Source organism: Kineosporia corallincola (assembly GCF_018499875.1).
Lineage (GTDB): Bacteria > Actinomycetota > Actinomycetes > Actinomycetales > Kineosporiaceae > Kineosporia > Kineosporia corallincola.
This window is the reverse complement of record NZ_JAHBAY010000015.1, coordinates 35121-47414: the sequence shown is the minus strand read 5'-3', so window position 1 is coordinate 47414 and position 12294 is coordinate 35121. Positions and strand designations below refer to the sequence as shown.

The 12294-nt window shown below is 72.5% G+C and carries 8 protein-coding genes and 1 pseudogene; 3 read left to right on the top strand and 6 right to left on the bottom strand.

Going from position 1 to position 12294, the window contains the following annotated elements:
- Nucleotides 1–7: 7 nt before the first annotated feature.
- Together KIH74_RS38095 and KIH74_RS39375 are read right to left on the bottom strand one after the other, a co-directional pair.
- Nucleotides 8–3613, bottom strand: coding sequence for an AfsR/SARP family transcriptional regulator (locus KIH74_RS38095; RefSeq protein WP_281431518.1), 3606 nt, complete (start codon nt 3611–3613; stop codon nt 8–10).
- Between the two features lie 12 nt (nt 3614–3625).
- Nucleotides 3626–3841: pseudogene (locus KIH74_RS39375) on the bottom strand (AfsR/SARP family transcriptional regulator); the annotation flags it as partial.
- 423 nt (nt 3842–4264) lie between these two features.
- Here KIH74_RS39375 and KIH74_RS29065 point away from each other — a divergent pair.
- The gene (locus KIH74_RS29065) at nt 4265–6163 is read left to right on the top strand and encodes an MFS transporter (RefSeq protein ID WP_214159569.1); all 1899 of its coding nucleotides are present in this window, start codon (nt 4265–4267) and stop codon (nt 6161–6163) included.
- On the opposite strand, the gene KIH74_RS29060 is transcribed toward KIH74_RS29065, so the two are convergent.
- On the bottom strand, nt 6104–7468 hold the full coding sequence (locus KIH74_RS29060; protein ID WP_214159568.1) for a mechanosensitive ion channel family protein: 1365 nt from the start codon (nt 7466–7468) through the stop codon (nt 6104–6106). The two genes, KIH74_RS29065 and KIH74_RS29060, sit on opposite strands and share 60 nt — an antisense overlap.
- 273 nt (nt 7469–7741) lie before the next feature.
- On the opposite strand from KIH74_RS29060, the gene KIH74_RS29055 reads away from it, so the two are divergent.
- Nucleotides 7742–9118, top strand: a complete 1377-nt coding sequence (locus KIH74_RS29055; protein ID WP_214159567.1) for a cryptochrome/photolyase family protein — start codon at nt 7742–7744, stop codon at nt 9116–9118.
- 44 nt (nt 9119–9162) lie between these two features.
- Here KIH74_RS29055 and serA read toward each other — a convergent pair whose 3' ends face one another.
- Entirely contained in the window at nt 9163–10392 is a 1230-nt protein-coding gene (serA, locus tag KIH74_RS29050; protein ID WP_308114034.1) for a phosphoglycerate dehydrogenase, read from the bottom strand.
- 11 nt (nt 10393–10403) lie between these two features.
- A complete protein-coding gene (locus KIH74_RS29045; RefSeq protein ID WP_308114033.1) occupies nt 10404–10925 on the bottom strand; it encodes a YbhB/YbcL family Raf kinase inhibitor-like protein in 522 nt (173 codons plus the stop codon).
- 233 nt (nt 10926–11158) lie between these two features.
- Here KIH74_RS29045 and KIH74_RS29040 point away from each other — a divergent pair, with 233 nt between their 5' ends.
- Nucleotides 11159–11728, top strand: a complete 570-nt coding sequence (locus KIH74_RS29040; protein ID WP_214159565.1) for a hypothetical protein — start codon at nt 11159–11161, stop codon at nt 11726–11728.
- Nucleotides 11729–11797: 69 nt separating this feature from the next.
- Here the strand turns inward: KIH74_RS29040 and KIH74_RS29035 are convergent, their stop codons facing one another.
- Nucleotides 11798–12253 carry a hypothetical protein gene (locus KIH74_RS29035; protein ID WP_214159564.1) on the bottom strand — a complete coding sequence of 152 codons (456 nt, stop codon included), beginning with the start codon at nt 12251–12253 and terminating at the stop codon, nt 11798–11800.
- Nucleotides 12254–12294 lie beyond the last annotated feature (41 nt).

Below are 12294 nucleotides of genomic sequence, written 5' to 3'. Positions count from 1 at the left end.
CCCCTCGTCACGACAGGATGCGTGGCACGTCCCCGGTCAGGTCGATGAGTTTCGGCCCCGGGGCCTGAGCCGGGTCCAGCCGGCACACCCCGGCCAGTGAACCGAACGGCACGGCCGCGCCGCGCGCCGCCGCACGGCGCACCGCGTCGCCCGGCCGGCCCGCACCGACGTCGGCGATCGGGTTGACGCCGGTGTCAGCGCCGGTGTTCGGGTGGACGCCGGTCAGCCCTGTCTCGGCGCGCTCGATCAGCCCGCGCTCCCGGTGGCCACCGATCACGATGCCGCGCTGCGCGCACCATGCCGACGAGGCTGCCAGTAGGGCCGCGGCCCGCTCCGGGTCGTGCGGACGGTGTGCCGCTCCGAGCAGGGCGACGATCCTCGGCAGCATGAAGAACAGTCCCCCGCGGTGGGTTTCCCGCAGGGCCGAGCGCAGCGGGTCCACCGCCCGGTACGGGTCGCCGTGCCGCAGCTCGATCACGCCCTCGGCCACCGCCACCCCGGCCCGGATCGCCGGGCCGCCACCGCCCGCGGCCGCGCAGGCCTGGCCGATCAGCACCCGGGCCAGGCGTTCCTCACCCCGGTCCTGGGCGGCGAGGGCCAGCATGGCCAGTGGGGAGGCCAGCCGGGCCGGGTCACCACCGGCCGCCGCCCGGTGCCGGCTGCGCTGCCAGTAGCCGATGGCCTGGGCGGTGCGTCCCAGGTCGTCGAGCACGTCGGCGTGGGCGTTGACCACGGCGTGCCAGAGCACGTCGGGCAGACCCCGCACACCGCGCAGTCCCTCCACCGCCGGCTCCAGCTCGGTCAGGGCCCGCTGCGCGTGCCCCTGGGTGCGGGCGACGACGGCCCGCATCAGCGCCACCCGGATCGCGGTCACCGCGCCGGCCTCCCCGGTGGTGGCCCCGGCGGGCACCCGGCCGAGGATCTCCGCGGCCCGGGCCGGGCTGCCACCGAACAGCGCCAGGCCGCCCGCCGCCAGCAGCAGGCGAGCACCGGTGCGGGCCGTCGGCCGCGCCACCTGGGCCCGGGCCAGCCAGGCCGGGGCGTCGCCGAGTTCCCAGCGTCCGGTGCCCGGCCCGTGGTCGAGCAGGGCCACGGTGAGCCGCGAGAACACCTCACCGTCGCGGGTCTCGGCGTGGGCGGCGGCCGCGTGCAGATTGTCGAACTCGATGGCCCGGTGGTGACTGCCCGACGGGCGGCCGGCCGACGCGGCCCCGGCGGGGTTCCCGGCCGGATCGAACCAGCGGTCGGTCATCGGGGGCAGGGCGTCGGCGGTCTCGGCGAAGTAGGCGGCATGCCGGTCGGCACAGGCGGCCTCGGCCTCCGGGTCGGCGGCCAGCAGGCGGCGGGCGTGCTCGCGCACCGGCGAGAGCATGCCCAGCCGCCCGGTCTCGTCGATCAGCAGCAGGTTCTTGTCGGCCAGCCGGCCGATCACGTCGATCACCTGACCGGGCCCCGGCACCGGCCCGCAGACCCGCTCGGCCGCGTCCAGCGTGGCACCCCCGACGAACACCGAGAGCTGGCTCAGCACCAGGCGTTCCGTCTCGTCGAGCAGGCCGGTGGTCCAGTCCAGCACCGCGCCCAGCACCGCGCCGGGCATCGCACCAGGCGCCACGCCGGACATCGCACCGGGCACCCCGCCAGGGTTGGCCTGCGCCGCCGCGGCCTGCGCGGCGAGATCGTCGGCGATACCGTCCGGTGTCCGGCTCCGGGTGCGGGCGGCGGCCAGTTCCAGGGCCAGCGGCAGGCCGTCGAGGGTGCGGCACAGACCGCTGACCGGCCCGGCGTTCTGCCCGGTCACCTCGAAGGCCGGCAGCACCGCCCGGGCGCGCTCGCGGAACAGCCGCACCGCCTCGGCCGCCCGCACGGTCTCCACGTCGGCGGCACCGGACCAGGCCCAGGGCAGGTGCAGCGGCCCGAGCCCGATGACCCGCTCACCCGCCACACCCAGCGGACGCCGCGACGTGGCCAGCACCCGCAGCCCCCCGACCCGGGTGAGCAGCTCGGTGACGGTCGCGACCGCACCGGCAAGTTCGTCTGTGCCACCGGCATTCTCGCAGGACTGACGCATCCCGCCCAGACCGTCGGCGCCCGCACGGCCAGAACCCGAACTGGCATCGGCATGGGCGTCGGCATCGAGGTCGTCCAGCACCAGCAGGCAGGGGGTGGCGGCGAGCGCGCGGCAGACGGTGAGCAGCGGCGGCTCGGCCGGGGTGTCCGGCGCCACGCCGAGCACGCGCCGCAGGCGGGCCGCCAGGGTCGTCCCACCGTCGGTGCCGCTCAGCGGGATCACCAGAACCCTGGGTGCGGAGCCGGTTCCGGCCTGACCGGAGTCGGGATGCCGCCCCCGCTCGGCCATCCGCCGGGCCACCACCTGCGCGGCCAGCCGGGTCTTGCCGGCCCCGCCGGGACCGACGAAGGTGACCAGCCGGACGTCCGGATCGCGCAGCAGTTCCAGCGCGGTCTCCAGCTCGCCCCCCCGGCCGACGGTCCCGGTGCCGAACGCGGCGCCGAAAGCCGTTCTCTTGGTGCCGATCGAGGGCACCAGACCGAGATCCGGCATGTCGTCACCGTGCACGGAACACCCCGGCACCGCGGGGACGCCCCACGACGTCCCGGGCCCGTCGTGCTGCCTGCCCGGCGGCTCAGGCGGAAGACCGTTCGGCACGCCGGGCCGGAACGCCTCCGGCGCCGAGCGGGGATGCGGCGGAGCCACGGCGAGCGCCGACTCCCCAGCCCCTCTCGGACCCGAGCCGTCAGGCGTCCCCCGGTCGGCACCGGACAGGAGCCCCGCGCCCACGGCCCCGGGAATCTCCCGCCTCGCCCGCCGGAAGACCGCCGCCTGCCCGAACCCCTCGGAAACCGGCCCCACCTGAGCCGCCGACCAGCTTCCCTCAGCGAACGAGGGCCCACCCCCGCGATGAATCGGCACCGTTCCCGAACGCTGTCCCGGGATCCTCCCCGGCGCGCCCCCCGGCCCCCCCTTCGAACCGAACTCCGTTTCCAGTAGCGCGGAGTCACTCCCCTGAGACAGCAAGGAAGCCCTTGCCAGCCGTGCCACCGGCCCCGGCCCGGAACCCGCCGAAACAGTTGATTCCGAATCTGTTTCGCGCCATGGTACGGAGCCGATCGGGCCCAGCTCCTGCCGCAGCAACCGCCCGTGCAGGTCGCGCAGGACCGGCCCGGGATCGATGCCGAGCTCGTCGCCCAGCCGGTCGGCGGCGGTGGCGTAGACCGCGAGCGCCTCGGCCTGGCGCCCCTCCCAGTACAGCGACGTCATCAGCTGCCCGATGAAGCGTTCGTGCAGCGGATGCCGCCGGACCAGGTCCTGGAGCTCCGGGATCAGCCGGGAATGGCGTCCCAGAAGGGATTCCGCGTCGATCCGGTCGGCCAGGGTGGAGAGCCTCAGCGACTGGAGCCGGGCCACCGACGCCGCCGCGCCGGGAACACCGGTGAGGTCGGGCAGGCCCGCACCACGCCACAACTGCAACGCAGAACGCAATTCGTGGGCCGCCCCGACCGGGTCACCGGCCGCGAGCCGGGACCGGCCGGACTCGCTGGCCTCCTCGAACCGGCGCGAGTCGATCGCCTCCGGAGGGAGGTCAAGGAGATACATTCCGGATACGGTACGTAATGGAGGCAGTTCGCCAGGAGCGGCAAGCAAGCGTCGGAGCCGGGAAACATACACCTGCACGGTGTTACTCGCCGAGGGCGGCGGAGAGTCGCCCCACAGCAGGTCCACCAGGCGCGACGGCGGAACCGCGACCCCCACCGAGAGGGCGAGCAATGCGAGCAGGGCGCGCTGACGCGGGCTGCCGGCCGATACCGGGCGGCCCGCCCGCACGATCTCCACGGGTCCCAGAACCCGAATCCGGTCGCCGGAGTCCGATCGTGATGCGCGCGCCACGGAAAGAACCTATTCGCAACCGACCGCCGACGCCCGGTCATTCTCCGTGTTCATGCGTTCTACCTGGTCGTTCAGTAGTCATTAAGTGGCTTGTCGGACCTTCCCAGCAGATTTGTCGTCATCGAAGCCCTGGAACACGCCGGGGGACGACGACTTTCCGGGAGGTGCACGATGCGCGGTCAGACCTGGGGCTGAGCCCGACGGCAAGCCGATCCGCACCACGTACCACGCGTACTGCCCCCTGCCTCACGGTGTGGGGGCCGGTCGCGGTTCCAGCACACTCAGGAAGAGAGGGCTCCGGCGTCATGAGGGTGGCACCGGGGACCAGGTCGGCGGGCCAGACGAAGGAGAGTACCGTTCGTGCCCACGCAGCAGGCAGATCCACCGATCGAGCTGGCCGACAGCAGGGAGGCCGACCGTGACCCGGACCTGGTGAGCGCGCCGGAGGGGACGGGGACCCCGCAAGCACCCGACGCCCTCGACGACCCGGCCGGTCAGGCGGTCACCGCTGCCGGTCCCGGGGTCGATACCGCCGGCGCCGACGACCGGCCCGCCGGATACCGAGACGTGTTCGGTGTGCGGGAGTTCCGCGCGGTGTTCGCCGCGGACCTGTTCAGCCTGATCGGCGACCAGATCGCCGCCGTCGCCGTGGCCGTGCTGCTCTATCAGGACAGCGGCTCGCCATTGCTGGCCGCCGTCGGTTACGCCACCGCCTACGTGCCCTGGCTGCTCGGCGGCCCGTTGCTGGCGGCCTGGGCCGAGCGATTTCCCGGTCGTTCGGTGATGGTGGCCTGCGACCTGTCCCGGGCCGGGCTGATCGGTATCGCGGCGCTGCCGGGGATGCCGTCGTTCGGGGTGGCCGCACTGGTGTTCCTGGCCGCGATGATGGCGCCGCCGTTCGACGCCGCCCGCTCCGCCCTGCTGGCCCAGATCCTGACCGGCAACCGTTACCCGGTCGGCATGTCACTGCGCCAGGCCGTGCACCAGATCGCCCAGCTCTGCGGTTTCGCGATCGGCGGTGCGCTGGTGCTCGCCGTCAGCGCACCCGGCGTGCTGGCCATCGACTGCCTCACGTTCCTCGCCTCGGCCGCGCTCCTGCGTTCCGGCCTGGTCCGCCGGCCGGCCCCGAACCCGATTGAGGACGACGAAAACCCCCCACCTCCCACCGTCGCCCCCGTCCCGGAGGCCGGGGAACCGAACGCCGACGGCGAGACCTCGCCCTACCGCCCGCGCCGTGCTCCGGCGGTGCCCGGTCCCCGTCCCGCTGCGGCCGACCCCACCGCCACCGATGACCACGCGAACGAGACCGCTGCCGCCCCGACCGACGCAGCCCCGGCCAGGGACCGCGCCCGCCCCGCCCAGGACCGCCCCCGCAAGGGCGTGACCAGCCGGGTCCCGGAGCCGCGGGGGCGCGGTGACGACGAGCGTCCGAACGGTTCCCGTCACCCCGGCGACGAACCAGGCCCCACCACAACGAGAACCACCACAACGACAACCACACCGGCCACCACACCGGCCACCCGCCGCCGATCCCGGAGCGGGCGAGCCCGCTCCGTCCTGGCCGGGGGCCTGCGGCGGCGCACCCGCCAGGTCACCGGGACCGGGGGGCAGGGGGAGGGCGGGCTCGCGTCGTCCACCAGCACTTCGATCTGGCGGGACATGGTGGCCGGCTTCGGGGTGGTGCGCGGCGACGCGCAGATCTGGTTCCCCCTGATGCTCGGGATCGTCGGCGCCGCCTACGCGATCGTGCCGGAGGCCATCGCCACCGCCTACGCCGCCGAGCTCGGCCACGACTCCAGCGCGGTCGGGCTGATCATGGCCGCCGCGGCGGCCGGGAGCGTGGTGGGCGGACTGGCCATCGGCCGGTTCGCCGCCCCCGGCACCGCCGCCCGGATCATGTACCCGCTGGCCCTGATCGGCACGGTCCCCCTGCTGGTGATCGCCCTGCGCCCGAACCTGGTGGTGAGCCTGGCCCTGTTCGTGCTCTGCGGGCTCGGCCAGGCGTTCCAGGTGGTGGCCAACACGCAGTTCGCCTCGCACGTGCCGGCCGAGGTGCGCACCCGGGCGTTCGGCATCGCGATCGCCGGCCTCTACGGAGGGCAGAGCCTGGCCATCCTGCTGGCCGGGGCGGCGGCGCAGTGGCTGGCACCGTCCACCGTGATCGCCGGGTCCGGCCTGGCCGGGGCGGCGGGCCTGCTGTTACTGCCCTACCTGCGCCCGATCGCGCTCCGGGCGCGCGGCCGGCACTCCGGCGAGTGAGCCGTCCGGGCCCACGGTCTCGGCCGGCGGCGTGTCCTCCGGCCCGCTGAACGTGGCCTCGCCCAGCGGCACCCGCTCGTCCGCGCGGTCCTCGCCGTCCTCGTCCGAGTGGTCCGGCGTCTGGAGATCGAGGTGGGCGGTCTCCGGGTCCGGCATCACCGGCTTCTCGTGCCGGATCCGGCGCCGGTCCAGACCGTCGGTGCGGTCCACGGCCGGCTGACCGTCCAGCCCGGCCTCCTCGGCGGTGACCACGCCGTCGCGGTAACGCTTCTGGTCGGGGCGGTGGCCGCCACCGATGTTGCGCTGCACCGGCAGCGACTGCGGGTGGTTCTTCTGGAGCCAGGTGAGCAGCGCCTCGCGGATGTCGCAGCGCAGGTCCCAGGCGGTCGGGCCGTCCTGCGCCGACGCGAGAACCCGCACCACCATGGTGGTTTCGGTGGTGTCGGCGACCTGGAGCACCCAGGCCTGGCGGTCCCACAGCGACGAGCCCTCGATCACGGCCTGCGCGTAGTGCCGCAGCTCGGGCAGCGGGGTGGCGTAGTCCAGGTGCAGGATCACCGAGCCCAGCACCCGGGCCTCGTTGCGGGTCCAGTTCTGGAACGGGTTGGTGGTGAACCAGCTGGTCGGCAGCACCAGCCGGCGTTCGTCCCAGAGGTGCACCACCACGTAGGTCAGGGTGATCTCCTCGATCCAGCCCCACTCGTCCTCGATCACCACCACGTCGTCGATGCGGACGGCGTCGGTGAAGGCCAGCTGGAGCCCGGCGAACATGTTGCCCAGCGTGGTCTGCGCGGCCAGACCGGCGAGGATGCCGGCGATCCCGGCGGAGGCCAGCAGCGAGGCCCCGAACGTGCGCATCTGCGGGATCGACATCAGTACCGCGGCTACCCCGACCAGCACCACCACGACGCCGAGTACCCGCCGCACCAGCGTGATCTGGGTGCGGAGGCGGCGGATCCGGCGGTTCTGCGCCACGTCCATGCGCAGCCGCCAGAACAGGATCTCCTCGCCGACCAGCAGCGACCGCACGATCAGCCAGCAGGCCGAGAGGATCACCGCGATCCCCGCCGCCCTCGTCCAGCCACCACCGATGCCGGGGATGGCCTGCAAGGTCACTTCCAGCGCGATGGCCGCGACGGTGAGCACGAACGGATGGCGGCACAGCCGGTGGATGGCGATCATGCCGCCGGAGTCGTGCCGCCGGCCGATCCGCACGGCGAGCCAGGTCAGGCTCCAGGCGATCAGGCCGGCGGCGACGGTGACCGCGGCGACGATCAGCAGCCGCGTCCAGAAATCGAGGTCCACGTATCTCCTTTCCGTCCCCCCTTGTTGCCGGCCGCGCAGGGGCGGCCGCCCGGGTCGGGTCAGGTGTTGCAGCGTCAGATGGTCTCGTCAGGCAGGTGGGAAGATCCCGCCCCGGCATCGTCGTCACGGGATCGCGGGCGTTCGACGACGGTATCCAGCACTCTCGCCACGTGCGTCTCGACAATCCCTCGAACGCGCCGTGCGCGCGGAAAAGCGCAGGTCACGCTCGCGTGCTGAGAGGCGTGTCACGTCGGCGCGGGGTAGAAAAGCGCTGTGAGCGATCAGTCCCCGCCGTCCATCGTCCTGTTCACCCGTGATCTGCGGGTCCACGACAACCCGGCCCTGCACGCGGCGGCCGGCGCCGGCCCGGTGGTTCCGTTGTTCGTGCTCGACCCGAAAATTCTGGACGGCGACTACAACCGGCCCAACCGCGCCCGATTCCTCGCCGAGAGCCTGGCCGATCTGGACGCCGCACTGACGAAGCGGGGCGCCGGGCTGGTGGTGCGGCGTGGTGAGGTCGCCGGGGAGGTGGCCTCGGTGGTGCGCGAGACCGGGGCCCGGGCCGTGCACCTGGCCGGTGACGCGAGCGGCTTCTCGCACCGCCGTGAGGACCGGCTGCGCGAGGCCCTGGATCCACTCGACTGCGAGCTGCACGTGCACGACGACTCGCTGTTCGTGGTGCCGCCCGGGCAGATCACCGCGACCGGCAAGACCCACATGTCGGTGTTCTCGCCGTACCACCGCAAGTGGGAGAAGGAGTCCCGGCGCGCCCCGCTGGCGGCGCCGCGCAAGCTCACCGTGCCGTCGGGGCTGAGGGCCGGCACGGTGCCGACCGCGGCGCAGATCAGCAAGGGCGACACCGCGCCGAACATGTCCGCCGGCGGCGAGACCGCGGGCCGGAAGCTGTTCAGGGCCTGGCTCGACCAGCGGGCCGAGGGTTACGCCGACGACCACGACGACCTGGCCGGCGACCGCACCAGCCGGATCTCGCCCTACCTGCACTTCGGCTGCCTGTCGCCCCTGGAGGTGGTGACCCGGGCCTGGGACGTGGCGCCCGCCTTCACCCGGCAGATGGCCTGGCGCGACTTCCACGCCCAGGTGCTCGCGGCCAATCCCCGCTCCACACGGGTCGACCTGCGCACCCGGCACGACCGCTGGCGCACCGGTAAGGACGCCGAGCGGGAGTTCACGGCCTGGAAGCAGGGACGCACGGGGTGGCCCCTGGTGGACGCCTGCATGCGTCAGCTGGTGGACGAGGGGTGGATGCACAACCGCGGGCGCCTGGTGGTCGGCCACTTCCTGTGCAAGACGCTCTACCTGGACTGGCGCTGGGGCGCACAGTTCTTCGTCGACCACCTGATCGACGGTGACACCGCCAACAACACGATGAACTGGCAGTGGGTGGCCGGTACCGGCACCGACTCCCGGTTCAACCGGATCCTCAGCGTGAACTCGCAGGCCGAGCGGTACGACCCGAACGGCGACTACGTGCGCCGCTACCTGCCCGAGCTCTCCGGGGTGGCCGGGTCGCAGGTGCACACGCCCTGGAAACTCGACCCCGACGTCCGCAGAAAACTGGACTATCCCGAGCCGGTCGTGGACGTGCGGGAGGGCAACGACCGGTTCCTGGCGGCCCGCGGCAAACGCTGAGCCCGCTCGCGGGACACCAGGAACCGGCACGAGACCGGCACGGTCTAGCCGAGTTTGAGCTCGCGCACCCGGATCGTGTCGGGCAGCCGCTTCAGGGCCTCCACCACCTGCTCGGTGGGCCGGGCGGTGATGTCGGTGATCACGTAGCCGACGTCACCGCGGGTGCCCAGGGCCTGGCCGTCGATGTTGACCTTCTCCTCGGCCAGCACGCCGTTGATCGCGGCCAGCACGCCCGGCGTGTTGCGGTGGATGTGCACCAGGCGGGTGGCCTCGTGCTCCGGGGTGGCCAGCTGCGGGAAGTTGATGCTGAGCGACGTGCTGCCGTGCAGCGTGTAGTCGCGCAGCTTGCCCGCGACGAACCGGCCGATGTCTTGCTGCGCCTCCTCGGTGGAGCCCCCGATGTGCGGGGTGAGGATGACGTTCGGCATGCCCTGGAGCGGCGAGACGAACGTGTCGCCGCGGCCCTTCGGCTCCTCCGGGAACACGTCGATCGCGGCGCCGGACAGGTGCCCCGACTCCAGGCGGCGGCGCAGCGCCTCCTGGTCGACCACGAAACCGCGCGACAGGTTGAGGAACAGCGCGCCCGGCTTCATCAGGGCGAACTGCTCGTCGCCGAAGAAGTCCTGGTTGCCCTTGCGGCCGTCGACGTGCAGCGTGACCACGTCGACCTGGCTGAGCAGGCTCTCCAGCGTGGGCAGCGGCTTGGCGTTGCCCAGCGGCAACCGGTCGGCGGTGTCGAAGAACAGCACCTCCATGCCCAGGTTCTCGGCGAGCACCGACAGCTGGGTACCGATGTTGCCGTAGCCGACGATGCCGAGCTTGCGACCGCGCACCTCGTGCAGGCCGGTGGCCGACTTGTCCCAGACCCCGGCGTGCATGCCACGGTCTTTCTCGGTCAGCCGCCGGGTCATCGCGATGATCTCGGCCAGCGCCAGCTCGACCACGCTGCGGGTGTTGGAGAACGGCGCGTTGAACACGGCCACGCCCCGGCCCTGGGCCGCGGCCACGTCGATCTGGTTGGTGCCGATGCAGAACGCGCCGATCGCCAGCAGGTCGGGCAGCTCGGCCAGCACCCGGTCGGTGACGTTGGTCTTGGAGCGGATGCCCAGCAGGTGCACACCCGCGGCCTGCTCGATCAGCTCGTCCTCGTCCAGGGCCCGCTCGATCGAGACGACCTCGGCACCGACCGCCTCGAACGAGGCGACGGCGTCCGGGTGGATGTTCTCCACCAGCAGGACGCGGATACCGGCGGCGGGAAGGGTCTTGATGCTCACTGCTGTCACGCTCACAAGCTGTAGGTGGGCACGATCTGGGCTCTGGCCAGCGTGTGGAAGACCAGGTTGAAGGAGACGAACGCTCCGGTGGCGGCGGCGTCCACGCCCAGCGTCTCGACATCGAGAGCATGGACGACGAAGTAGTAGCGGTGATCCATGTCCCCCGCCGGCGGTGCGGCCCCGGTGTAGGCCAGCGTACCCATGTCGTTACGGGTCGTGAATGCCCCGCCGGGCAGGGTCGCCCCCTCGGCACCGGCCCCCTGCGGCAGCCCGGTCACCGTGGCCGGCAGATCGAGCACCAGCCAGTGCCAGAACCCGCTGGGGGTGGGGGCGTCCGGGTCGAAACAGGTGACCGCGAACGACTTGGTGCCCTCGGGAGCACCGGACCAGGACAGCTGCGGCGAGGTCTGGCCGGAGGCGAACAGGTCGTCGAGACGAGAGCCGTGCCGCAGGTCGGAACTGGTCACGGTGAAGGACGGGACCGGGGGAAGCAGCTCGTACGGGTCAGGAGCCTGAGGTCGTTCGAGGGACACGGATGCACCGCTCCTTATCAGCTCGTTATCAGCTCGGAATCGGGCCAATGCTTCCAGCATGTTACGTGCGATCTAGAACTCTACTCCGTGGGGACGGGTCGGCGCCCCCGGGTAAATCACCCGCGGATGATGTGAAGGCGCTGTGAGCCGTGAGTAATTCCTGAAATCCGGGCGTCCGCGGACGACTACCCGGATGTGGCCGAGAGCCGGACCACGGAAGGAGCGCCGACCACATGTCCATCAGCTCGATCAGCGGGTCCTCCACGACCCAGGCGACCCGGTACGTGGTCAGTCAGCGGCAGGAACGCCGGCAGGACGACGACGGCGGGGTGCTCGGCGTCGCCGCGCAGGCCCTCAACCTGAGCAAGTCCGAGCTTTCCGACCGGCTCCGGTCGGGCAAGAGCCTGGCCGAGATCGCCGAGGCCCAGGGCGTCTCCCGCGACGACCTGACCGAGGCGATCAAGGGGGCGCTGCCCTCCGACAGCACGGTGTCGGCCGACGAGGTCGACAGCGCGGTGAACACGCTGCTCGACCAGACCGGCCTGGAGAAGCCGCCGCCCCCGCCACCGTTCTCCTCGACCGGCAACAGCACCACGACCGGCCTGCTCAGCGGCACCCTGACCGACGACCAGCAGAACACCCTGGACACACTGAGCGACCTGCTCGGCACCGACTCGGACAGCCTGCTCGAACAGCTCCAGACCGGCACCAGCCTGGCCCAGCTGATCGAGAACTCCGGCGTGAGCAAGAACGCCCTGGCCTCGGTGCTCCAGGACGGCCTGCTGTTCGACACCCGGGCCTGAGCTCACGAAAAGGGGCGAACCGTGCACGCATTCGCACGGTTCGCCCCTTTTCGTCGGAGCAGGCGGGGTCTAGCCGGCCGAAGCAGTGGCCGAGGCCGTCGGCTGGCCGGTCGGCACCGTGATGCCACAGGCCTCCAGCGCGGCCTGGGCGTCCTCGTCCTGGAGGATCTCGCCCATGCCGCCACCGGCGCCGCCACCACCGCCCGGGGCGCCCGAGGCACCGGCGCTGGGCATGTCCGTCGGCATCGCGCTCGGCGTGCCGGAGGGCGTGCCGCTCGGCATCGAGGCGGTGCCGGTCGGGGTGGACACCTCGATCCCGGCCGCCGTCAGGCACTCCTGGATCTCCTGCATCTGGCCGTTGTCACCGCCGCCCGGACCACCCCCGGCGGTGGCGGTGGCCTCGGCGGTGGCCGACGACGCCTCGTCCGACGAGCCGCCCCCACAGGCGGCCAGGGCCAGCGCGACGAACGGGGCGATCGCCACCACGGTCAGCGGCCGGGTCGGCGGCGTGCGCTTGAGAGCCATCAGGTGTTGCTCCTTCTTCCGTTGTCCGAGAACGAATCCGG